This window comes from Gilliamella sp. B2969 (genome assembly GCF_026536195.1).
GTDB lineage: Bacteria > Pseudomonadota > Gammaproteobacteria > Enterobacterales > Orbaceae > Gilliamella.
Genome location: NZ_JAFNOP010000015.1, coordinates 20541 through 44034 on the forward strand (window position 1 = coordinate 20541; position 23494 = coordinate 44034).

The following is a 23494-nucleotide window of genomic DNA, read 5'->3' on the forward strand; positions in this document are numbered from 1 at the left end:
TTATTCGTTCACCTCAATTCGATCTATTTTTTGTAGCCCGCGAGGTAAAGCACTACCTTTACGCGCGCGTTCTGCGGTAAATTTTTGTAAATCAGCAGGATAAAGCGTTAGTTTGCGTTTACCAACATGTAAGGTTATTGATGTTGTTGGTGTGATTAACATCATATACGCTAAACTATCATCACTACCGGCAAGTGAAATAATTTTATTACCTTTGCCTTTGGCTAATTCGGGTAAATCTTTTACCGGAAAAATTAACATACGCCCAGCTTTAGTGATAGATAACAGTAAGCTTGCTTCATCAGTAATTTCAATAGGTGGTAATACCTGAGCCTGATTAGATAAATTAATGATAGCTTTACCATTACGATTGCGCGCAACTAAATCACTAAATTGACAAATAAAACCATAACCTGCACTTGATGCTAGTAATAATTTTTGATTTTCATTAGCTGACATAAGGACATGTTCAACTATTGCCCCAGCAGGGAGAGCCAATTTTCCGGTAAGCGGTTCGCCTTGACCTCGAGCAGATGGTAATGTATTGGGTTCAATGGCGTAGCTGCGACCAGTAGAATCAATAAAGACAACCGGTTGATTACTTTTACCTTTGGCTGCCGCTTTGAAGCTGTCTCCCGCTTTATAACTTAGCCCAACGGGATCGATATCATGACCTTTTGCCGCTCTTACCCAGCCCATTTCGGACAGCACAATAGTAACGGGTTCGGACGGTGTTAATTCTTGTTCGGTAATCGCTTTCGCTTCGCTACGTTCAACAATTGGCGAACGGCGATCGTCGCCATACTTTTCAGCATCTTGCTGTAACTCTTTTTTGATTAAATTACTGAGTTTTCTTGGTGAGTCAAGTAGAGCTTGTAGTTGATCGCGTTCTTTAGCTAGATCAGCTTGTTCGCCTTTGATGCGCATCTCTTCTAATTTTGCTAAATGACGCAGTTTTAACTCTAAAATCGCTTCTGCTTGTGTTTCACTTAAGGCAAATCGTTTAATCAATTCTTCTTTTGGATCGTCTTCATGTCGAATAATTTCAATAACTTCATCAATATTTAAAAAAGCTATTAATAAACCATCTAAAATATGAAGGCGTTTTAAAACCTTGTCTAAACGATAGTTTAAACGTCTGGTTACGGTATTACGGCGATACTCTAGCCATTCGGTAAGAATTTCAACTAAGCCTTTCACTGCTGGGCGGTTATCAAGCCCAATCATGTTCATATTAACACGATAGCTTTTTTCCAGATCGGTTGTCGCAAATAGATGATTCATCACTTGTTCTAAATCAACGCGATTGGATCGCGGCACAATCACTAGACGCGTTGGATTTTCATGATCTGACTCATCACGTAAATCTTCAATTAACGGCAGTTTTTTCGCTCGCATTTGTGCGGCGATTTGTTCTAATATTTTTGCACCTGAAACTTGGTGTGGTAGATCAGTAATAACAATATCACCGTCTTCTTTTTTCCAAACGGCACGCATGCGAATTGATCCACGTCCAGTTTGATAAATCTTTGCAATATCTTCTGGCGAAGTAATAATCTCGGCTTCAGTTGGAAAATCTGGTCCTTTAATGTGAGCCATCACTTCACTCAGTGTTGCTTTAGGATTATCGGCTAACATAATAGCGGCATTAGCCACTTCACGGATATTATGCGGTGGTATGTCAGTTGCCATCCCTACTGCAATACCGGTGGTACCATTTAATAAAATATTGGGTAATCTAGCTGGTAACATTTTCGGTTCTTGTAATGTACCATCGAAGTTAGGGGTATAATCGACCGTGCCTTGTCCTAACTCGCCTAATAGCAGTTCAGCATATTTCGATAAGCGTGATTCGGTATAACGCATAGCGGCAAAGGATTTGGGATCATCTGGCGCCCCCCAGTTACCTTGTCCGTCAACTAAAGGATAACGGTAGGAAAATGGCTGAGCCATTAATACCATCGCTTCATAACAGGCACTATCACCATGTGGGTGATATTTACCTAAAACGTCACCAACGGTACGTGCTGACTTTTTAAATTTAGCTTGAGCATTAAGCCCTAATTCTGACATGGCATAAACAATACGGCGTTGTACCGGTTTTAAACCGTCACCAATAAACGGCAGTGCACGGTCCATAATGACATACATCGAGTAGTTTAAATAAGCGCTTTCAGTAAAGGTACGTAGCGATTGAACTTCTACTCCGTCATGAGTTATCTCACTCATTATTGTTCCTCTAAATCATTCTTTATGTTAGACATCAAGTTGGACTTGATCACCTTTTTCTTGTAACCATTCACGGCGATCTTCTGAGCGTTTTTTCGCAAGTAGCATATCCATTAATGCCATGGTTTCTTCGGAATTATCTAATGATAATTGAACTAAACGGCGAGTATTGGGATCCATCGTTGTTTCACGTAGTTGCAGTGGATTCATTTCACCTAAACCTTTAAAACGTTGGACATTCGGCTTGCCTTTTTTACGTTTTAACTGATCTAAAATTCCTTCTTTTTCTTCTTCATCCAAGGCATAGTGAACCTCTTTACCAAGATCGATACGATAGAGTGGCGGCATGGCAACAAAGACATGCCCATGTTCGACCATGGCTTTAAAATGGCGAACAAAAAGCGCACATAGCAGCGTAGCTATATGTAATCCATCGGAATCGGCGTCAGCTAAAATACAGATTTTACCATATCGTAATTGACTTAAATCATCACTGTCAGGATCAATACCAATAGCGACCGAGATATCATGGATTTCTTGAGAGCCAAGCACTTCATCTGATGAGACTTCCCAAGTATTTAATATTTTACCTTTTAACGGCATTATCGCTTGATACTCACGATCGCGAGCCTGTTTTGCTGAACCGCCCGCAGAATCCCCTTCCACTAAAAAGAGTTCGGTTCGGCTTAAGTCTTGTGACGAGCAGTCCGCTAATTTGCCTGGAAGGGCTGGACCACTGGTCAGCTTTTTACGGATAACTTTTTTTGATGCTCGTAGGCGTTTTTGCGCACTTGAAATGACCATTTCAGCCAGTAATTCAGCGACTTGTACATGCTGATTTAACCAAAGGCTAAAGGCATCTTTAACAATCGCTGAAACAAACGCCGCACTTTGTCGTGATGACAACCGCTCTTTGGTTTGACCGGCAAACTGGGGCTCTTGCATTTTGACCGACAGTACATAAGCGCAGCGTTCCCAAATATCATCAGCTGTGAGTTTTATTCCTCGCGGTAATAAATTGCGGAATTCACAAAATTCACGCATCGCATCGAGCAGACCTTGGCGTAAACCATTTACATGGGTACCGCCTAGTACCGTTGGAATTAAGTTAACGTAACTTTCTGTTAACAGTTCACCGCCTTCAGGCATCCAAAGTAGTGCCCATTCAACTGCTTCGGTTTCACCATTATGGCTACCAGTAAAGGGTTCTTCTGGTAAAAGCGTGTAACCACTAACTGATTCCATTAGGTAATCTTTTAAACCGTCTTGATAGCACCAGCGTTGTTCGGTATTGTTGATCTTATCTTTAAAAATGATTTCAAGACCGGGGCAAAGTACAGCTTTGGCCTTCAATAGGTGCGTTAAACGTGGTACTGAAAATCTTGGTGAGTCGAAATATTTTTCGTCAGGCCAAAAATGAACTTTGGTTCCCGTATTACGACGACCACATGTACCAATAACATGTAAATCTTCAACTTTATTGCCATTTTCAAACGCGATTTGATACACTTGCCCATCACGGTTAACGGTAACTTCTACACGCTTTGATAAAGCATTAACTACCGAAATACCTACCCCATGTAAACCACCAGAAAATTGGTAATTTTTATTAGAGAATTTTCCCCCTGCATGTAAGCGGCACAGTAATAGTTCAATCGCCGGAACGCCTTCTTCTGGGTGAATATCAACCGGCATTCCTCGTCCATCATCAATCACTTCTAATGAGTTATCTTCATAAAGTGTGACTTTAACTTGTTTGGCATGCCCCGCTATTGCTTCATCAACACTGTTATCAATGACCTCTTGCCCTAAATGGTTTGGGCGAGTAGTATCCGTGTACATCCCTGGTCGGTGACGGACAGGATCAAGTCCTTTTAGGACTTCTATATCAACGGCATTATATGTGGATTGTGACATAATTTTTCTATTTATCCGGATAAATGGGAGTATTATACCAATCTTTCATTAAGATGTATGAAATTAAATTTATGCTTACTTGAAAATAGGTTTTTTAAAGCTGCGTTATTTGATAATAATTCTTATTATATTAATTTATTTGAAGTTAATTAGTTATTTTTCTATTTCTCAGTTTTTTTATTGTACTTTTAGTATTATGATAGATAAATCCCACACAAAAATTAAGGGAATAAGATGAGCAAGTCAGAAAAAAAGATTACTCGGCGTGATTTTTTGCAAAAATCGCTCGCTGTCGGGAGCGTTACTGCGCTCGCAAATAGTTTTCAATTACCATTTGCCTATGCCGAACCTAATCCGACAACTCAAAATAGTCTAGCACCAAATCCTACTAATGATGAGAAGATTTTTTATAGTGCTTGTTTAGTTAATTGTGGTAGCCGATGTCCATTAAAAGTCCATGTAAAAAATGATATTATTACTAAAATTTCGTCGGAAGACGGTATTGACGAACCTGCCTTTGGATTGCATCAAATTCGTCCTTGCTTGCGAGGTCGGGCTGTTCGTTGGCGAACCTACGATCCTGAGCGTTTAAAATATCCCATGCTCCGTATTGGTAAACGAGGTGAAGGTAAATTTAAACGCATTTCATGGGACGAAGCCATTAATCTTCTTGCAGATAAGCTTAAATATACCATCAACCAATATGGTAATGAGGCTATCTATTATCAATATGGCACAGGCACGACGGGTGCCAATCTTTCTGGACGAAATGTCTGTAAGCGATTTTTAAGCAGTATTGGCGGCTTTCTTAATTATCATGGTGATTACTCAAGTGGGCAGATAACCGCCATTCAACCTTATATTTATGGTAATGCTAAAGATTCATTATTGGATCAAATAAAGCATTCTGATGTAGTTGTGATGTTTGGTCATAATGTTGCCGAAACGCGAATGTCGGGCGGTGGGCAAGTTACAGAGCTGTTTAATGCATTAGCGCAAAGCAACGCTCGAGTAATTATTATCGATCCAAGGCGTAGTGAAAGTGTGGTTGGTTATAATGCAGAGTGGATCCCGATTATTCCCGGTACTGATGCCGCGTTAGTCGCTGCAATTATTTATGCACTATTAGAGGAAGATAAAATTGATGAGGCAATGCTTAATCGATATTGTGTGGGTTGGAATGCTGACACTTTGCCTGATTCTGCACCGCCTTTTAGTGATTATAAATCGTATATTTTAGGTTTGGGGGATGATAGAACCGCTAAAACACCTGAATGGGCAGCGAAAAAGACCGGTATTCCAGCTGCAAAAATTCGGCAACTGGCGCTTGATATTATCAATGCTAAAGCAGCTTGGATCTCTCAAGGTTGGGGGGCTCAACGCTGGCAAAATGGCGAGCATACAGCTCGTGCAATTATGTTATTACCAATTATTACGGGTCAATTTGGTAAACGTGGTACTAATATTGGAACATGGGGAGGGAGTGTGACTTATCCTGTTCCAGGTTTAAACCTTTTAAATCCGATTAAAACCAGTATTCCTTTCTTTTTATGGACGAAAGCTATTGCAGATCCAGATAGCATGACAGCTAAAAATGCCTACATACTGGGTAAAGATAAACTCGATGTAGGTATCAAATTCTTATGGAGTTATGCCAGTAATGTAATTGGCAATCAGCATGCTGATCTCAATCAAACTCATCAAATTTTACAAGATGAATCAAAATGTGAATTCATTTTAGTGTGGGATACCCATATGACTGCATCGGCACGATATGCTGATTTATTGCTACCTGATGTATCATCGGTTGAAAGCAATGATCTTATCAATAATTCTTATGCAACGGGTGCTTATCACTATTTTATTCGAATGCAGCGGGCTATTAAGCCATTATGGGAAAATCGCCCTGCATATGAGGTTTTGACTGAATTGGCTGAAAAAATGGGCGTTAAAGATAAATTTACGCAAGGGCGAACTCAAGATGAGTGGATAGCTTATAGCTATGAAAGAATGCGCAAGCAAAATCCTGATTTACCCCCTTTTGCTGACACTAATGGGATGGGTGTGATTGACCGTAAATTAGCTGATAGTGATGCACAAATCGCGTTAAAAGATTTTCGAGATGATCCGATTAATCAGCCATTAAATACGCCGTCCGGTAAAATAGAAATCTATTCTGAAGCATTAGCTAAGATAGCCGGTCAGTGGGAGTTTGATGAGCAGGATATGCTTTACCCCATTCCAGCTTATCTACCCGCTATTGAGGGGAGTGAAGATATAGCAATGCGGCAAAAATATCCGTTACAAATGATAGGATTTCATATTAAAGGCCATTGTCACTCTAGTTATAGTAATTTACCTCAATTACGCGAAGCTGTAGCAAGCAGTATATGGATTAATCCACTAGATGCAGAGCAACGGCAAATTAAGCACGGTCAACTTGTAGAAGTTTTCAATGATCGAGGACGACTTTATATTCCCGCTAAAGTTACACCAAGAATATTACCTGGCGTGATTGCTATTCCGCAAGGATTATGGGCTAAAACTAATGCAGCCGGCATTGATATTGGTGGTTGTGTGAATCGCTTAACTTCTATGCGGCCTTCAGTTCTGGCTAAATCTAATCCACAGCACACCAATTTGGTTGAGATTAAACCATTGTCGGTGATGTCATCGACATCATAGGTAATAGGGGGATGAGCAAAATGCAATTTGGATTTTATATTAACTCGGCCAAGTGTACTGGCTGTAAAACCTGCCAATTAAGTTGTAAAGATGAAAAAGATAATGCGCTCGGTGTTCATTATCGCCGCGTATATGAATATGGCGGTGGTTCATGGCAGCAAGTTGATGGTATTTGGCAAAATGATACTTTTACCTATTATTTATCCATCTCATGTAATCATTGTGAGCAACCAACTTGCGTGCAAGGTTGCCCAACCGGTGCGATGCATAAACGCAAGGAAGATGGTTTAGTTGTGGTTAATCAAGATGTGTGCATAGGGTGCCGCTATTGTGAAATGCGCTGTCCATATGGTGCACCTCAGTATGATCACCAAAAACGGGTGATGTCAAAATGTGATGGTTGTTATGAACGTGTGGCCGAGGGGCTAAAACCAGTATGTGTAGAGTCTTGTCCACAACGTGCATTAGATTTTGACCAAATCGATAAATTACGTGAGCGCTATGGTGAAGAACGTAATATTGCTCCATTACCTGATGCTCAGTTAACAAAACCTAATATCGTGATTAAACCACATGCCCAAGCTAAAGCTTCGGGTGATACTTTGGGTAAAATACTCAATCCAGAGGAGGTGTAATATGCATGAATTACCGCTAGTGTTTTTTACGGTGTTTGGGCAACTATCCGCTGGCATGGTGTTTTTAAGTAGCTTATATTATCTAGTTAATCATACAAAAGATAAATTATCTATTATTCAAAAAATTAATGTTATCAGCCTGATTTTTATGGCGATAGGCATGATCATTGCTTCTTTCCATTTAGGGCATCCTTTACGCGCTTTAAATGTGATTTTTGGTATTGGTCGCTCGCCGATGAGTAACGAAATTTTTACCTTTGGCGTATTATTTGGTGTCACCTTTGCTTCAGTAGTATTAAATTATTTTTCGTGTTATCCAACTGACGATAAGTTCAAATTCTTTAGAGTTATTTGCTGGAAGGTAAATAAGATTCCTTATGTCAATGGCCTACTATCAGCCGTTTTGATTTTATTGAGCTTAGTGTTTGTTTGGACCATTGTTTTAACCTATATGTTACCAACAGTTAAAACATGGGACACGTATTACACTGCCTTGCAAATGTATACTGCTATGTTTGCTTTAGGTGGGATTGCAAGCGCTATGTTAGGTTTAAAACGGTTGGGCAGCGTTGTTTTTTTGATGGCTGGATTGTTAATCGTATTGTTAAAAATACCTTATGCTAATTTAATGGCAACTATTACGCCAGAACTCACCGCTCAGCAAAGTGGTTGGATGATTGGTGAATGTGCTTTAATCTTAGTTGCTTTGTTGTTAGTGATTATCAATATTTGGCGAGCAAACTATGCAATGATCTTATCGATTATCGCTTTTACTTGTGTTTTTGTTGCTGAAATTTGTGGGCGCATTGTATTTTATAATTTATGGGTAATTCCATTATAATAAGTAACAAACAGTTTTACTCATCAAGATGAAAAAATCGTCTAACGATAATTAAGGGATAGAATAATTTGGATAAGTTAGTATGCGCAACGGTGGCAAAAGTGTTAGGTGCTTTTTTTTATTATTCGCCAAATAGCCAGATTGTACAGCCACTGATTAATCCTTTATTACATATTGATAAACTTATTGATTGGCAAAATCGATCATTAATTAGTCTACAATGCCAAACATTAATGACAGAGATAAGTAATACAGATCTTGATTATCAATTTTCGTTGTTATTTGAAGGGCAGGGTGATATGCCTGCACCCCCTTGGGGATCCGTTTATTTAGATCAAGAACAGTTATTAATGGGCGAATCACAAGAGCGTTATCGTCAGTTTTTACAGCAACACGGGATAACTCTTAATACCGGTATGAATGAGCCGGAAGATCAGTTTGGATTAATGTTAATGGCATTTGCGTTATTACTCGAAAAAAATCAAATATCAATTGCCAAGCAATTAATTAATGAACATTTACTGACCTGGTCATCAAACTATTTAGAATGCTTGAAAAATAATGACATTAGCCAATTTTATCAATCGTTAGCCGTCATTGCTCAGCAATATTTGTTAATGCTATCGACGTTATAGTAGGTTTTGAATTCCTTTTAACTTTTTACTTTGCTTAAGTTTTATAGACGTTGTCGCAACTTTGCAGCTTTTAAGGGAAACGGTATAATCCTGCTATTACTTTTCAGATAAACCCCAAATTATGTTAGCTTATTTACAACTGATGCGGTTAGACCGACCAATTGGTACCTTATTATTACTATGGCCCACGCTTTGGGCAATTTGGCTGACTGGTCAGCCTTATACTTATACCTCATTAGTGTTTGTTTTAGGGGTAATTGTTATGCGTGCAGCTGGCTGTGTGGTAAATGATTATGCCGATCGTAATTTTGATGCACATGTCGAACGAACCCAGAATCGCCCATTGGCACGGGGTGCATTAACTGCTAAAAATGCATTATGGACACTAGTGTTACTTTTAGCAATAGCACTTGGTTTATTGCTAACTTTAAACAAATTGACTTGGTTAATTGCCTGTTTTGCTTTATTAACCGCTATGATTTACCCTTTCATGAAGCGTTATACTCATCTTCCTCAAGTTATTTTGGGGCTAGCATTTAGTTGGAGCATTCCAATGGTGTACGCGGCAACCATTGAGCAATTTCCATTAACTTGCTGGTTACTTTGTTTAGCGAATATTAGCTGGACAGTCGCTTATGATACTGAGTATGCTATGGTCGATCGAAATGATGATATAAAAATTGGTATTAAATCAACGGCAATTCTATTTGGTTGTTATGACAAATTAATGATTGGTGTGTTACAAATGATCGCCATAATCTGTTTATTGATTGTTGGGTTAATCAATCATTTATCGTTTATATACTATAGCGCGTTAGCATTAGCCTCGATGTTATTTATTTATCAACAAACATTAATCAAGCAACGCCAACGCAATAACTGTTTTAAAGCATTTATGAATAATAATTCTGTAGGGTTGTTGGTTTTTGTCGGGATTTTTTGCAGTGAGTGGTTTGTTTGATTTTTATCCATAAATATGGATATTCCCATAAACTTCTGGTCGGAAATTGTTTTTATTTATCAATCAAATTTGTTTCTTAAATTTCTTAACTTCTTAAAAGAAGTTAAACCGTGATTAAAAATTTTAAGGAAATGGATGCGTTTTTGCATCCCCCAAAAATCTCTTGATTTTACATTTTACATCTACTACAAAATAAACATTTTTCATTTTTGTTCCGCTAATGTCGCTTGTACAATTCGTAATGCATCAAATGTCTCTTTAACATCATGGACACGAATAATGTGTGCACCTTTCATTGCAGCAATGACAGCACAAGTTACACTACCTAGCATACGCTGTTGTGGTGGTACATTTAATACTTGTCCAATCATGGATTTCCGTGACATGCCTACCAATAAAGGGAGGTCAAAATGGTGGAATTTTTCTAATGTTGCTAAGAGTCGATAATTATGAGCCAAGGTTTTACCAAAACCAAAGCCAGGATCGAGAATGATTTTTTGTCGATCAATTCCTGCTTGTATGCAACGATCAATATGTTGAGCAAAAAAGTCATCCACTACTTGATAGATATCTTGTTCATAATGTGGTGCATTTTGCATAGTTTTTGGATCGCCTTGCATGTGCATAATACAAACGGGTAATCCTGTTTGGGACGCAGCTTCAATTGCGCCAGGTTCGGTTAGTGCACGGATATCATTGATTAAGTGTGCACCTGCTTTTGCCGATTCGGTTATGACTTGTGGTTTTGAGGTATCAACCGAAATCCAAACATCAAAATAACGGGCAACTTTTTCAACTAAAGGAATCACTCTATTGAGTTCTTCTTCAACCGAGACTTCAGCCGCCCCTGGTCGAGTTGATTCTCCACCAATATCAATGAATGTGGCACCGGCTTGGATCATGTTATCGACACGACGCATTGCATCATCAAGATTGTTGTAATTGCCGCCATCAGAAAACGAATCTGGTGTCATATTTACAATACCCATCACTTGTGGATAAGAGAGCTCCATTACTTGATTTTGAAAACGTATTTCCATGGTTATAGCCTTATTCGATTTTTATTGATAATGTTTTTATGCGATATTAAAAACGCTTGAGCGCAATTGTTGCATGTATTTTATGCAGATTATGATGTTATTCTTGCCCTATTTATAAGAGAGTTATTTTAATATTATCGATAAAAAACGCGCCGTAGCGCGTTATATTTTATTAAAGTCAATTAACTTTCTGATTGAGGTGGTATATCGCTTCCTTCATTTGGGATTTGATTTGCTGCTTTTTCGTCACTTTCTGTCCAATCATCAGGCGCAGTGATAGGTCGACGAGCAATTAAATCTGCAACTTGTTTAGCACCAATAGTTTCGTACTTCATTAACGCATCTTTCATGGCGTGAAGTACATCCATATTTTCAGTCAGTATTTTACGTGCCCGTTCAAAATTACGGTCGATAATTTTTTTGACTTCTTCATCAATGATACGTGCTGTTTCATCTGAAATATCTTTAGGACGACCATAAGATGAGTTATCATCCATTTCATAAAATAATGGACCTAAGCGATCAGAAAAGCCCCACTGAGTAACCATCGCTCTGGCGTATTGCGTCGCGACTTTTATATCATTAGATGCACCGGTTGATACTTTATCAACACCGTAAATAAGTTCTTCAGCAAGCCGACCACCATAAAGTGTTGCAATGTCACCCTCTAATTTTTCACGGCTTTCACTAACGCGATCACCTTCAGGTAAAAAGAACGTAACCCCTAATGCGCGTCCACGTGGAATAATGGTCACTTTGTGAATCGGATCATGATCAGGCATTAAATAACCAATAATTGCATGACCAGCTTCGTGATAAGCAGTAGAAATAAGCTGTTCTTTGGTCATGGTTAATGAACGTCGTTCAGTACCCATGTTAATTTTATCTTTAGCTTCTTCAAACTCGTCCATGGTGACTAAGCGCTTATTACGACGAGCGGCAAATAGTGCAGCTTCGTTTACAAGGTTTGCTAGTTCAGCGCCAGAATAACCAGGTGTACCACGTGCAAGAACGGATAAATTGACATCAGAACCAAGTGGAACTTTACGTACATGAACGGCTAAAATTTGTTCACGGCCTTTCATGTCCGGTAAACCAATTTGTACTTGGCGGTCAAAACGACCTGGGCGAAGTAATGCTGGATCTAAAATATCAACACGGTTGGTTGCCGCAATAATGATGATGCCACTATTCGCTTCGAAACCATCCATTTCAACTAACATTTGGTTAAGGGTTTGTTCACGTTCGTCATGCCCACCCATTGACCCTGCGCCACGTTTACGCCCGACAGCATCAATTTCGTCAATAAAAATGATACAAGGCGAATGTTTACGAGCTTGTTCGAATAGATCGCGGACACGAGATGCACCGACACCAACAAACATTTCGACAAAGTCAGAACCCGATATACTAAAGAAAGGTACATTGGCTTCACCCGCGATAGCTTTGGCAAGTAGCGTTTTACCAGTACCTGGTGGTCCAACCATCAAAATCCCTTTTGGGATGCGTCCACCTAGTTTTTGATATTTGCCAGGATCGCGTAAAAAATCCACGACTTCGGTGACTTCTTGCTTCGCTTCTTCACTACCCGCAACATCGGTAAACTTAGTTTTGACTTGATCTGGAGTGAGCATTTTGGCTTTACTTTTGCCAACAGACATTGGCCCGCCTTTGCCGCCACCCTGCATTTGGCGCATGATAAAAATCCAGAAGCCAATTAATAGAATAATTGGAAACCAAGAGATTAAAATATTAACTAATAAACTCGGTTTTTCATCAGGGCTACCATAAACAGCAACTTTGTTTAATACCAAATCATCCATTAATTTTTCATCAAAATAAGGGATATAGGTGACATAACTGCCGTTACCTTTAGTGGTGGCAACAATTTCACGCCCGTTAATATGCACCTCTTGAAGTTTGCCACTGGTGATGTCTGAGTTGAATTGGGTATAATTGACTTGAGGACCACTATTGGATATTGAGCTGAATTGATTAAATACAGCAATCAATACTACCGCAATGACTCCCCAGATCAGCAAATTCTTTACCATGTCGTTCAAAAGAAAAACCTCTCATAAAAATTAACAGTTACGACTAAAATTAACTTAGCAATGGTACTACAAAATTATACAACTGGCTACTTCATACCCATTGCAACGATATAAACTTCTCGGGATCTTGCCCGTGAAGCTTCAGGTTTACGGATTTTGACTGTTTTAAACATTGAGCGTACCTGTTTTAGGTACTCTTCAAAACCTTCACCTTGGAATACTTTGACAATAAAATTACCATTAGGTGCAAGCACGTCTCGACACATATCAAGCGCGAGTTCAACTAAATACATAGCTCTAGGAATATCAACAGCGGGTTGACCACTCATATTGGGGGCCATATCTGACATCACAACTTGAACTTTTTGATCACCAACGCGTTCAAGCAGTGCTTTTAATACTGCTTCATCACGAAAATCACCTTGCAAAAAATCAACGCCAACAATCGGATCCATGGGTAATAAATCACATGCAATAATGCGACCTTTATTACCAATTAAAGATGCTACGTATTGTGACCAACCACCAGGTGCTGCACCTAAATCAACAACGGTTATCCCGGGTTTAAATAGTTTGTCACTTTTTTGAATTTCTTCTAATTTGAACCATGCCCGAGATCGTAATCCCTTTTTTTGGGCTTGTTGTACAAAGCGATCTTTGAAATGTTCATTAAGCCAGCGTGTCGAACTTGCCGAGCGTTTTTTATTACTCACCGCTAATAAATCCTTAGTGTAAGAAGGTTTCTTCAATTGATTACTCATATATATAAGGGTAGAATAGCAAAATTACAACTTAATGTGATAAAAAATTAATGAATTTATCAAATAAACAAAAACAGTACTTAAAAAGTGAATCCCATCATTTAAAACCTGTTGTGATGATTGGTGCTAATGGGTTTACCGAAGGTGTTCTTGCTGAAATTGAAAGCGCTTTAAATTTTCATGAATTAATTAAGATTAAAGTATCAGCTGAAGATCGTGACAGTAAAAAATTAATTTGCGATGCAATTATTCGTGAAACCAAAGCACTAGCTGTACAACAAGTCGGGTCTATTTTTACCATTTTTAGACCAAGTGATGAAAAGAAAATCACTTTACCTAAATAAAATAAAAACAGGGCAGTAAGCCCTGTTTTTATTGTTAACTTTTATGTTTTTTTGATATTAGATATATTCAACTTTTACTATATCAAATTCTACATCACCGCCTGGTGTTTTAATTTGGACTGTGTCACCATCTTCTTTGCCAATTAAACCTCTGGCAATAGGTGAGTTGACCGAAATCAGATTTTGCCTATAGTCAGCTTCATCATCACCGACAATGCGATAAGTTGTTTCTTCGTCGGTATCAACATTGATTACTGTTACTGTGGCACCAAAAATTATACGTCCGGTGTTTTTCACTTTGGTAATATCAATAATTTGTGCTTGTGATAACTTGCCTTCAATTTCTTGAATACGTCCTTCACAAAAGCCTTGTTGTTCTCTGGCTGCATGGTATTCGGCGTTTTCTTTTAAATCCCCGTGCGCTCTTGCTTCGGCTATAGCTGCTGTAATTTGTGGTCGTTTAACATTTTTCAGCTCTTCCAATTCCGCGCGTAATAATTCGGCTCCCTTTACCGTCATTGGGATTTGTTTCATCTTTGCTCTCCCGTTTTACTGATAATAAAAAAAATAACAAGCCCAACGCTTAATCAAAAGCGTGGCAGGTGGTGATTGTAGTTGTATATGTTATTTTAAAAGACACCAATGTCTATCGCTATATATTAACTGTAAAACCGATCTGACCACAAATCATTTATATCGAAATCAGGTGCTATTTTGGCTAAAATCGGTTATCGTAATGTAATTATTAATATTTTAATTAACCATTTAGTCTATTTATGTTATGCGACGATTAAGATTATCTATAATTATTGTCTTGTCTATTATTTGGTTTGTGTTGTTATTACCTTATTTCTTAATGCAGACTTCTTTTGGTGCGAATTTAATTGGGCAACAATTATCTAAATTAAGTCCTTATACTATTTCTATTGGCAAGGTAAGTCATTCATTTTCAAATTTTTATGAGCTGTCTTTTGATGATGTTGTGATTAGTAATGAAAAGCAGCAATTGGTTAATGTTCCAAAATTAGTTGTTGGATTTGATAAAGATAACCTATGGCAGTTAAATCATTTCAATTATATTACTGTTTTTGAAGGTGTGATTGATTATTCACAAACAGCTAAAGATTATAATTTTACTGCAAACACGCTAAAATTAGTGGATACCAAAATCAATATTCCCCTTAATAATAACCAAGATAAATTATCATTAAACCAGTTAAATGGTGGCATTAAATCATTTAATTCGCAAGGTGAGGGAGACTATCAGTTTGATTTGACGGCACAGCAAGTTATGTTAAATCAACAGACAATGGATAAGGTACTTATTCAAGGCTTTCATCGAAATAATATTATTACTGTTACCAATTTAGGTGGTAATGTTGATAATGGTTTTTTTGTTAGTAAATTGAAAATAATGGCGGATAATAGCTGGGATATTGAACAGTTGAAGATTAATAAGATTCATTTTAAATCGATGGATGACCACTATTCTACAATACTGCCTAAGTTAGTTATTCGCCAATTAACTATGTTCGATAGTAGTATTCAAATTCCAGGGTTAACTATTGATAAAGGGAATATTGATGCAACTAACCTACGCTATGATCAACAATGGATAGTAGATGATAGTGATGTTACTTTGAGTGCAGAGAGTGTAGTTTGGCATGATGAGGTATTTTCATCGGCATTGTTACAATTACAGTTTAAAAATAATCAAGTTGAAATTCAAAAAGCGATGGCAAATTGGAATGAAGGTAATCTTGATTTTACTGGTAGTTGGAGTAATAACGCCTTACATTTAGAAAAATTATTATTAGCTGGGGTCAATTACCAAGTACCGCCAAAATCAGACGGATTTTTATTACCCGATCTATTTAGCCGAGTAGAAGTGGATCAATTAACCATTTTACCTGGTATGTTAATTGATAAAAATTCAGATTTTCCATTTGTTTTTATCAATTTTGAAATGTCAGGCTCTAATGTAGTCTTAGTTCAAGATAGAAAATTAGGTATTTATGCTGGAACCTTATTTTGTAAAGCTGAACTGGGCTCTATTAATGAAATTGATATTAAATATCCCGATCTTGTTGTTAAATTTGATGCTCAAAATCAAACTTTAGTCAGTTTTAGTTCGTTAGTGAGTGGCGGTATGGTTGAAGCAATAGCGACAATAGATCCAACGCAAACTGAATTTGTCTCGTTACATTTAACTGCCTATAATATCTCCAGTTTACTATTAAAAGAGTGGAAATTAATAGAAGAACCACCTAAATCCATTAATTATAGTGCAGATTTACACGGTAGTATTTCACCATTTAAATTATCTGGCACTCTATTGTCTAATGAAAACGAGTTTATTATTAATCCATAATATTGATTTAAGTAAAAACATCCTTATATACCCTGTAAAGATATTTGATATCTGACTAGTGTTTAGTATCAGATTGACTTGATGAAAAATGTATATGAGGATGTAATGAATCCAGTTAGATTAGATAAATGGTTGTGGGCTGCAAGGTTTTATAAAACTCGTTCATTAGCTCGAGAAATGGTTGACGGTGGTAAAGTTCATTATAATGGACAGCGCACTAAACCAAGTAAAATTATTGAAGTGGGTGCAATTTTAACTCTTCGACAAGGTTCTGATCAAAAGACCATCCAAGTATTAGCCATTACTGAACAGCGTAGATCTGCTACAGAGGCACAATTACTTTATCAAGAAACGCAAGAAAGTATTACTAAACGCGAAACCATAGCACAAGCACGTAAACTTAACGCATTAACTATGCCACATCCGGATCGGAAACCGGATAAAAAAGAGCGACGTAACTTGATTAAATTTAAATATGATAGACAACTAGGCGAAAATAACTAATATGGATACTCTTAATCGATTTTTATTTGATAATCACGCTATTCGAGGTGAAATCACCCATCTTGAACAGACATACCAGGCAATTTTAGATAATCACACTTATCCCGTTGCTGTACAAAAAGTCTTAGGTGAATTACTGGTGATAACCAGTTTGTTAACAGCTACACTAAAATTTGAGGGTGATATCGCTGTACAATTACAAGGTGATGGTCCTTTATCTTTAGCGGTTGTAAATGGTAATGATCAGCAACAACTTCGAGGAGTTGCGCGTGTAAAGTCGGATATTGCCAATAATGCAACACTTAAAGAAATGGTTGGTAATGGTTATATTGTTATTACCATTACACCCAAAAATGGTGAACGTTATCAAGGTATTGTAGGATTAGAAAGCGATACGCTTATTGGTTGTATTGAAAACTATTTCATGCAGTCTGAGCAGTTACCAACACGTTTATTTGTCAAAACAGGCGTTTATAATAATAAACCTGTTGCTGCTGGTATTTTATTGCAGATATTGCCAGGAAATGAAAATACATCTGATTCTTTCGAGCATCTATGTACCTTAACTCAAACGATTACTAGTGATGAGTTATTTGAACTGTCTACTGAAGAAATTTTATATCGTTTATATAATCAAGAGCAAGTTCGATTATTTGAGACTCATAACGTGACATTTAAATGTGGTTGTTCTCGTGAACGTTGTGAAGATAGCTTAATGACTTTGCCTGCCAATGAAATAGATCAGATGCTAAACGAAGATGGTGGCAAAATTGATATTCATTGTGATTATTGTGGGAAACATTACATATTTGATACGATTGATATTGCTCAAATCAGAGCTAAACAGCATACCAATTATCATTGATTTTTCTTTCTAAAAGGACCACTAAAATTTGTTAAAATTTTAGTGGTAAGGTGAAATATAGGGAAATTAAACCCACTGCTAATTTACCAGACTCGTATAAATATGTCAGTTTCTTTTATCGGTTTTGATAGATATTTTTGTAAAGAATCTTTACAAAACTATTTATAACAATAATACCTAAAAATATCTTATTAATTGTTTTTAATATCAATAAGTTAGGAAGAACATTTTTTACTTAATAAACTATACGTGTTTCTAGTATAGAATTTATAATAATAACGGCAGTAATGCGATTTATGTTTTGTTGTTTTTTTCTATATCAATATCTTCAACTATGGCATGTTTATCAGAAATTCTACACTTAATATTAAAGTGATAAAGTCTAAATCCATAATCCTGCTCTTTCAAACTTTTTTGTTTATATGCTGGCCTTGGATCTTGAGCAATAACTTGAGTAATTAATGCTGCCAAATTAGGGTAGGTAAGTTGATGTGATTTAAGTAATTGCAGTGCTTGTTGTGAAAATTCAACGGTTAACGTTTTATCTGGCATCGATTGTGCATAACCGGCAATTGCCTCGGGATAACTATCACAATAAGGTAAGTAGGGTTTGATATCGATAACAGGTGTTCCATCTACTAAATCAACACTACCTAATTTTAAAATGACTTGTTTGTTTTTTATAACGATATCTTTCAACGCTACTGCTGACAAACCAATATGGTTGGGTCTAAATGGAGAACGCGTTGCAAACACCCCTAACGTTTTATTTCCGCCTAAACGCGGTGGGCGCACTGTTAAACGCCATTTGTCTAATTCAATTTGATGAAATTGAAATAAAAGCCAAAGATGAGAAAACTGTTCTAATCCTTTAATTGCATCAGGGTTATTGTAAGGTGGTAACAAATGCAGTTCACCTTGACCTTCAGTCACTAAATTAGGTTGCCGAGGTACAGCAAATTTTTCACTATAAGGTGAATGGATAATGCCTATTGGGTTGATTATTTGTTTCATATTAATTGAGTTAACAGGTAAAACTCATGAATAAAATACATTATAAAATAGTTATTATGACATATTAAAAACATCCACCGACGTTAAGCCGGTGGAAAAACATCATAATATTTTAGCTATGATTTTACCAACCACGAATTGCGCCGCCATTAAACACTTGATTAGCCTTTTGGGCTACGGCATCTGTTTGGTAAGCTTTAACAAAGTTTTTGACATTGTCATTATCTTTATCTACTTCACGTGATACGATGATATTTACATAAGGTGATTCTTTATCTTCAACAAAAATACCATCTTTGCTTGGTGTTAAATTAGCTTGTCCTGCAAAAGCATTATTAATAATGGCAAGGTCAACTTGTGCATCATCTAATGAACGCGGTAACATTGGTGCTTCAAGTTCAACAATTTTATAATTATACGGGTTGCTAGTAATATCAAGTACTGTTGGTAGTAATCCTTTTGATTTATCCACCGTAATCATGCCTTCATGTTGTAATAACAATAATGCACGGCCTAAATTAGTTGGATCGTTAGGAATGGCTATTGTTGAGCTAGCTGGAATAAAGAAGGTTTCGTCACGCGGTGAGGTTACTTTCACACCGGCACCAGTTTCAGCTGATTTATCAATTGGTTTTAATTTATGTGAATAGCTGGCAATTGGATAAACAAATGAGTTGCCGACTACTGCTAATTTATAACCACGTTCTTTCATTTGTTCATCTAAATAAGGTTTATGTTGGAATGCGTTAACATCAATTAAGCCATCATTTAGTGCTTGGTTTGGCGTGACATAGTCATTAAAAATAACCAGTTCTACATCCAAGTTATAAAGATCTTTAGCTTGTTGTTTAGCAACTTCTGCAACTTCTTGTTCTGGGCCTGAAATCACACCAACTTTAATCGTGTTAGTTTTTACAGGCTCTGCCGGTTTAGTTTCTTCTGTTTTTGATTGTTTATTATCACAACCCGTTAAAAAAAATGCACTCACCAAAGTAGTGATAAGTGCTAGCTTCTTAATAGACATAATTTTCTCCAAAATTAATGATGAGTAACACGTTTTACAATAGCATTGCCAATAAATTGAATAATAAATACGATAATAATTAATATTATCAAAACCGTGTTCATTATAGCAGGCTTATAACCATTGTAACCATATTGTATTGCTAGTTGACCTAGTCCCCCTGCACCAACCGCACCGGCCATAGCAATATAGCCAGTTAGGGTAATTAATGTAATTGTCATACTATTAACAATGACAGGTAATGATTCGGGTAATAAAACTTTATAAATTATTTGTAGTGGTGTTGCCCCCATTGAACGTGCTGCTTCGATTAATCCTTTTGGTACATCTAATAAGGCATTTTCGATCATTCGTGCAATTAGAGGTGACACACCAATACTCAGTGGTACGACTGCTGCTTGTTTACCAATAAAAGTTCCCATAAGAAATGTCGTGAAAGGAATAATCCAGACAATCAAAATAATAAATGGTATGGAACGAAATACATTAGTAATGAATGAAAGAGCGTTATTTGCTAAGTAACAATCTAAAATTTGCCCTTTGCGTGTGGTATAAAGTAATATGCCTATTGGTAAGCCAATCACTGTTCCCCAAAAACCTGACAAAATAACCATGTATAGGGTTTCATCGGTCGCTTGTGCCATTTTGAATAACATGGCTTCATTAAAGCCATTAAAAGAAGAGCAAAAAGTCACAAAGTTTGCCCAAAAATCGTGTTCAGCTAAAAATCGAAATAATGATTCAAAAGGTTTAAACGAAGGAATAAAATTAAACATAACCGAGCACCTCTACTTTGGTGTTATTGTTCTCTAAAAATTGTATTGCTGATGCTGTGCTTTTCGGTTTCCCTTTCATTTCTGTCAACATTAATCCAAACTTAACACCGCCAGCATAATCCATTTGAGCACTGATAATGTTACTATCAATATCAAATTCTTTAGCAATTTGTGATAACAGTGGCAAATCAACTGAAACACCAGTAAATTCTAAACTTACTAATGGATTTAAACCTTCTTTATATTCAGGTGATAGCCTTGCTAAATAGTCCTCAGGGATAGTTAAGTGTAAAGTTGATTGTATAAATTGCCTTGCAATATCAGTTTTAGCATGTGAAAACATTTCACCAACCGATGATTGTTCTACTAATTTACCATTACTGATAACGGCAACTTGATCACAAATTTGTTTTACCACATCCATTTCATGAGTGATTAATAAGATGGTTAAACCGAGTTTTTGGTTGATATCTTTTAATAAAGCTAAAATTGAGCGTGTTGTTTCTGGATCTAATGCGCTAGTTGCTTCATCACATAGTAATACCTTTGGATCACTGGCTAACGCTCTAGCAATAGCAACGCGTTGTTTTTGTCCACCAGACAAATTAGCCGGATAGACATGAGCTTTCTCGCTTAATCCGACTAATTCAATCAGTTCGGTCACTTTTTGCTTTATTTGCGCTTTTGGTGTTTTATTTAGTTCTAATGGAAAAGCAATATTATCAAAAACGGTACGTGAAGAAAGCAGGTTGAAGTGCTGAAAAATCATACTGATTTTTCGACGTACTTCAATTAGCTTACGGTTAGAAAGGTGAGTAATTTCTTGATTATCAAAAAATATTTTACCACTAGTCGGTTTTTCGAGTAGGTTTACGCATCGAATAAGTGTACTTTTCCCCGCTCCTGATTTGCCAATAACGCCATAGATTTGCCCTTGCGGAACATGAAGGGAAATATCGTTTAAAGCATGAATTGGGGTCTTATTATGCTCAAATATTTTCGAAATATGCTGTAATTGTATCATAATATATATAGACAAAGGGTAGATAGCTGAATATTAAGACGTCTAGACATCTAAGTCAATCAATAATATGCTATATGCATTGGTGTAAAGCCTAAGTAAAAGGAAAAAAGTAAACATGAAACCTGCTATTTTTATGGATCGAGATGGTACCATTAATGTCGATTATAATTATGTTCATACCATTGATAAATTTGATTTTATTGATGGAGTTATAGAGGCCATGCAAGAGCTCAAAAAAATGGGTTTTTTGTTGGTGATTACGACCAATCAATCAGGTATAGCTAGAAATATCTTTACGGAAGAACAGTTTAATACATTAACAGAATGGATGGATTGGTCATTACAAGATCGTGGTGTAGATTTGGATGGAATCTATTATTGTCCTCACGATCCATTGATTGATAAATGTGAATGTCGTAAGCCGAGTCCTGGTATGATTCAAACGGCAGCCAAGGAATTAAATATCGATATTGCAAGTTCATATATGGTTGGGGACAGAGTATCTGATTTATTGTCGGGTAAAAAGGCAGGCGTTAAAAAAACAGTTTTAGTCAAAACCGGTGATGCTATTACTGAAGAAGCATTAGCACAAGCTGATTGGGTAATTGACAGCTTGGCTGATTTACCCAATAAAATAAAAGCAGAATCATAATTATCTAAAAATACTATCCTAATACGGTGTTTAAAATTAATGCCGTATAATTTTCACGATAAGCGGTGATAAAATTAATCCCAAAAATAGCGCATTGATAAAATTCACCGCACTTTGAGCAAAGCAATGAATAGTATTGATGGAAAAAAGAGAAAAACAATTTAAAAAAATCAAAAATACTGAACCCAAATATAGGAAGCTAATTTTATTTTTCTTATCAATCAAGACAGGTAACCTAAGAATAAAGAGGCATATTAAGCTTAATCCGATCAGAGCACTTTTATGTTGCAATAATTAATAGATTGGAATATCTGTATTTTTTAGTGAAATTATCTGTCGTAAAAAAGGAAAGTGTTTCACAAAAAAGCCAGTCAAGTGAGTAAAACTATCCAAACCCACATGAGATAGTGCACCTATTAATACAGAAGTTAAGACAATAAACCAATGATGGTAGCAATATTCACGCCAATTAAAATTTAGATGATGAGTAAATCATTTATATAGAAAATGCGGCAAATTTTTGATTAATTCATTACGAATAATAAAGTGAAAGATAAAAGCAACAATTATTGTTATTGGTAGATCAAAATAAAAAATACCATAATTAAAGTATGGCTCATATCACTTTTTATTTTCATTCTAAGAAAATATTCAAAATCAGATGACATACTACCTATAATTATGGCTGTCATAGAAAAAATTGAGGTTTTTTGTAAAAAGATAAAACAATTGCAGGATGTGCAAAAGTAAAAGGCATATAAAATATGCTTGAAAAGTTAGACTGAAATAGAAAAATTATAATTATATAATCAATAGTAAATAAAGAAAGTTTGTAAAATTTGTATAGAATTAGTTTATTTTCACAGCGCCATGAGTAAAAAAAACACAAACAGAAAAAAAATAGCAATAAACACTTGCAGGAATTTTTTAAGTGCCTATAATGCGCATCCACTGACACGGCGTTAGTGAAAAACAAACGAAGAACGTGTTAGAGAGCAAGATCAAAAATATTGAAAAAAGATCTTGACGAATAAAAAGGTGTAGCGTAGTATACGCAGCCCTTGAGACAGCAAACTGAAACAACAAAATGTTTAGTTAAATTTAACGCTGTCAGCTCTTTAAAAAGAAGAAACAGACAATCTGTGTGGGCACTTGCGAGACG

The 23494-nt window shown here is 36.6% G+C and carries 21 protein-coding genes and 1 pseudogene; 10 read left to right on the forward strand and 12 right to left on the reverse strand.

All coding sequences use genetic code 11. The annotated features are described in order from the left end of the window. Positions 1-2229 (reverse strand): DNA topoisomerase IV subunit A, encoded by a 2229-nt coding sequence (parC, locus tag J3U66_RS12050; RefSeq protein WP_267334532.1) that lies wholly within the window; start codon positions 2227-2229, stop codon positions 1-3. A gap of 27 nt (positions 2230-2256) precedes the next feature. Continuing rightward, entirely contained in the window at positions 2257-4146 is a 1890-nt protein-coding gene (gene parE, locus J3U66_RS12055) for a DNA topoisomerase IV subunit B (protein WP_267349129.1), read from the reverse strand. A 234-nt stretch (positions 4147-4380) separates the two neighbouring features. On the opposite strand from parE, the gene J3U66_RS12060 reads away from it, so the two are divergent. The 5 genes from J3U66_RS12060 (at position 4381) to ubiA (ending at position 9903) form a co-directional block, all read left to right on the forward strand. Next, positions 4381-6831: a DMSO/selenate family reductase complex A subunit gene (locus J3U66_RS12060; protein ID WP_267349130.1), complete on the forward strand. Its 2451-nt coding sequence runs from the start codon at positions 4381-4383 to the stop codon at positions 6829-6831. 20 nt (positions 6832-6851) lie between these two features. Further along, on the forward strand, positions 6852-7466 hold the full coding sequence (locus J3U66_RS12065; RefSeq protein ID WP_416379621.1) for a DMSO/selenate family reductase complex B subunit: 615 nt from the start codon (positions 6852-6854) through the stop codon (positions 7464-7466). Position 7467: 1 nt separating this feature from the next. Further along, positions 7468-8307 (forward strand): dimethyl sulfoxide reductase anchor subunit family protein, encoded by an 840-nt coding sequence (locus tag J3U66_RS12070; protein ID WP_267349132.1) that lies wholly within the window; start codon positions 7468-7470, stop codon positions 8305-8307. A gap of 68 nt (positions 8308-8375) precedes the next feature. Then, entirely contained in the window at positions 8376-8942 is a 567-nt protein-coding gene (locus tag J3U66_RS12075; RefSeq protein WP_267349133.1) for a molecular chaperone TorD family protein, read from the forward strand. Between the two features lie 121 nt (positions 8943-9063). Then, positions 9064-9903: a 4-hydroxybenzoate octaprenyltransferase gene (gene ubiA, locus J3U66_RS12080; RefSeq protein ID WP_267334543.1), complete on the forward strand. Its 840-nt coding sequence runs from the start codon at positions 9064-9066 to the stop codon at positions 9901-9903. A 203-nt stretch (positions 9904-10106) separates the two neighbouring features. Here ubiA and folP read toward each other — a convergent pair whose 3' ends face one another. The 3 genes from folP to rlmE form a co-directional block, all read right to left on the reverse strand. Then, positions 10107-10943: a dihydropteroate synthase gene (folP, locus tag J3U66_RS12085; protein ID WP_267334545.1), complete on the reverse strand. Its 837-nt coding sequence runs from the start codon at positions 10941-10943 to the stop codon at positions 10107-10109. A gap of 182 nt (positions 10944-11125) precedes the next feature. Next, positions 11126-13006 carry an ATP-dependent zinc metalloprotease FtsH gene (ftsH, locus tag J3U66_RS12090; RefSeq protein WP_416379619.1) on the reverse strand — a complete coding sequence of 627 codons (1881 nt, stop codon included), beginning with the start codon at positions 13004-13006 and terminating at the stop codon, positions 11126-11128. 77 nt (positions 13007-13083) lie between these two features. After that, positions 13084-13710 carry a 23S rRNA (uridine(2552)-2'-O)-methyltransferase RlmE gene (gene rlmE, locus J3U66_RS12095; RefSeq protein ID WP_065633282.1) on the reverse strand — a complete coding sequence of 209 codons (627 nt, stop codon included), beginning with the start codon at positions 13708-13710 and terminating at the stop codon, positions 13084-13086. A gap of 98 nt (positions 13711-13808) precedes the next feature. On the opposite strand from rlmE, the gene yhbY reads away from it, so the two are divergent. Further along, complete coding sequence (yhbY, locus tag J3U66_RS12100) at positions 13809-14102, forward strand: ribosome assembly RNA-binding protein YhbY (protein ID WP_065633283.1); 294 nt, start codon at positions 13809-13811, stop codon at positions 14100-14102. A gap of 57 nt (positions 14103-14159) precedes the next feature. On the opposite strand, the gene greA is transcribed toward yhbY, so the two are convergent. Further along, the gene (greA, locus tag J3U66_RS12105) at positions 14160-14636 is read right to left on the reverse strand and encodes a transcription elongation factor GreA (RefSeq protein WP_065559646.1); all 477 of its coding nucleotides are present in this window, start codon (positions 14634-14636) and stop codon (positions 14160-14162) included. Between the two features lie 247 nt (positions 14637-14883). Here greA and J3U66_RS12110 point away from each other — a divergent pair, with 247 nt between their 5' ends. The 3 genes from J3U66_RS12110 (at position 14884) to hslO (ending at position 17842) form a co-directional block, all read left to right on the forward strand. Next, complete coding sequence (locus J3U66_RS12110; RefSeq protein WP_267349134.1) at positions 14884-16473, forward strand: hypothetical protein; 1590 nt, start codon at positions 14884-14886, stop codon at positions 16471-16473. Positions 16474-16578: 105 nt separating this feature from the next. Further along, the gene (gene hslR, locus J3U66_RS12115) at positions 16579-16977 is read left to right on the forward strand and encodes a ribosome-associated heat shock protein Hsp15 (protein WP_141671509.1); all 399 of its coding nucleotides are present in this window, start codon (positions 16579-16581) and stop codon (positions 16975-16977) included. Beyond that, positions 16970-17842, forward strand: a complete 873-nt coding sequence (gene hslO, locus J3U66_RS12120; RefSeq protein WP_267349138.1) for an Hsp33 family molecular chaperone HslO — start codon at positions 16970-16972, stop codon at positions 17840-17842. Before hslR ends, hslO begins: the two co-directional genes overlap by 8 nt. A 294-nt stretch (positions 17843-18136) precedes the next feature. On the opposite strand, the gene tsaA is transcribed toward hslO, so the two are convergent. From tsaA to metN, 4 genes are all read right to left on the reverse strand, one after another. Beyond that, a complete protein-coding gene (gene tsaA, locus J3U66_RS12125) occupies positions 18137-18856 on the reverse strand; it encodes a tRNA (N6-threonylcarbamoyladenosine(37)-N6)-methyltransferase TrmO (protein WP_267349135.1) in 720 nt (239 codons plus the stop codon). Positions 18857-18980: 124 nt separating this feature from the next. Next, positions 18981-19880: a MetQ/NlpA family lipoprotein gene (locus J3U66_RS12130; protein ID WP_267349136.1), complete on the reverse strand. Its 900-nt coding sequence runs from the start codon at positions 19878-19880 to the stop codon at positions 18981-18983. A 14-nt stretch (positions 19881-19894) separates the two neighbouring features. Continuing rightward, positions 19895-20536: a methionine ABC transporter permease gene (locus tag J3U66_RS12135; RefSeq protein WP_416379622.1), complete on the reverse strand. Its 642-nt coding sequence runs from the start codon at positions 20534-20536 to the stop codon at positions 19895-19897. A gap of 112 nt (positions 20537-20648) precedes the next feature. Next, a complete protein-coding gene (gene metN / locus J3U66_RS12140) occupies positions 20649-21680 on the reverse strand; it encodes a methionine ABC transporter ATP-binding protein MetN (protein ID WP_267334560.1) in 1032 nt (343 codons plus the stop codon). Between the two features lie 115 nt (positions 21681-21795). On the opposite strand from metN, the gene gmhB reads away from it, so the two are divergent. Continuing rightward, positions 21796-22332, forward strand: coding sequence for a D-glycero-beta-D-manno-heptose 1,7-bisphosphate 7-phosphatase (gmhB, locus tag J3U66_RS12145; protein WP_267349137.1), 537 nt, complete (start codon positions 21796-21798; stop codon positions 22330-22332). Positions 22333-22626: 294 nt separating this feature from the next. Here gmhB and J3U66_RS12945 read toward each other — a convergent pair. Together J3U66_RS12945 and J3U66_RS12950 are read right to left on the reverse strand one after the other, a co-directional pair. Next, a pseudogene (locus J3U66_RS12945) lies at positions 22627-22800 on the reverse strand (DUF4184 family protein); the annotation flags it as partial. Between the two features lie 104 nt (positions 22801-22904). After that, positions 22905-23096 (reverse strand): DUF4184 family protein, encoded by a 192-nt coding sequence (locus J3U66_RS12950; RefSeq protein ID WP_416379746.1) that lies wholly within the window; start codon positions 23094-23096, stop codon positions 22905-22907. Positions 23097-23494 lie beyond the last annotated feature (398 nt).

Bases quoted from the DNA above. Each gene is read 5' to 3' on its own strand.
- metN (WP_267334560.1), bottom strand. From the start codon at position 21,680: ATGATACAATTACAGCATATTTCGAAAATATTTGAGCATAATAAGACC.
- hslR (WP_141671509.1), top strand. From the start codon at position 16,579: ATGAATCCAGTTAGATTAGATAAATGGTTGTGGGCTGCAAGGTTTTAT.
- J3U66_RS12065 (WP_416379621.1), top strand. From the start codon at position 6,852: ATGCAATTTGGATTTTATATTAACTCGGCCAAGTGTACTGGCTGTAAA.
- J3U66_RS12110 (WP_267349134.1), top strand. From the start codon at position 14,884: ATGCGACGATTAAGATTATCTATAATTATTGTCTTGTCTATTATTTGG.
- J3U66_RS12060 (WP_267349130.1), top strand. From the start codon at position 4,381: ATGAGCAAGTCAGAAAAAAAGATTACTCGGCGTGATTTTTTGCAAAAA.
- J3U66_RS12135 (WP_416379622.1), bottom strand. From the start codon at position 20,536: ATGTTATTCAAAATGGCACAAGCGACCGATGAAACCCTATACATGGTT.
- J3U66_RS12130 (WP_267349136.1), bottom strand. From the start codon at position 19,880: ATGTCTATTAAGAAGCTAGCACTTATCACTACTTTGGTGAGTGCATTT.
- parE (WP_267349129.1), bottom strand. From the start codon at position 4,146: ATGTCACAATCCACATATAATGCCGTTGATATAGAAGTCCTAAAAGGA.
- gmhB (WP_267349137.1), top strand. From the start codon at position 21,796: ATGAAACCTGCTATTTTTATGGATCGAGATGGTACCATTAATGTCGAT.
- parC (WP_267334532.1), bottom strand. From the start codon at position 2,229: ATGAGTGAGATAACTCATGACGGAGTAGAAGTTCAATCGCTACGTACC.
- yhbY (WP_065633283.1), top strand. From the start codon at position 13,809: ATGAATTTATCAAATAAACAAAAACAGTACTTAAAAAGTGAATCCCAT.
- ubiA (WP_267334543.1), top strand. From the start codon at position 9,064: ATGTTAGCTTATTTACAACTGATGCGGTTAGACCGACCAATTGGTACC.
- greA (WP_065559646.1), bottom strand. From the start codon at position 14,636: ATGAAACAAATCCCAATGACGGTAAAGGGAGCCGAATTATTACGCGCG.
- tsaA (WP_267349135.1), bottom strand. From the start codon at position 18,856: ATGAAACAAATAATCAACCCAATAGGCATTATCCATTCACCTTATAGT.
- J3U66_RS12070 (WP_267349132.1), top strand. From the start codon at position 7,468: ATGCATGAATTACCGCTAGTGTTTTTTACGGTGTTTGGGCAACTATCC.
- folP (WP_267334545.1), bottom strand. From the start codon at position 10,943: ATGGAAATACGTTTTCAAAATCAAGTAATGGAGCTCTCTTATCCACAA.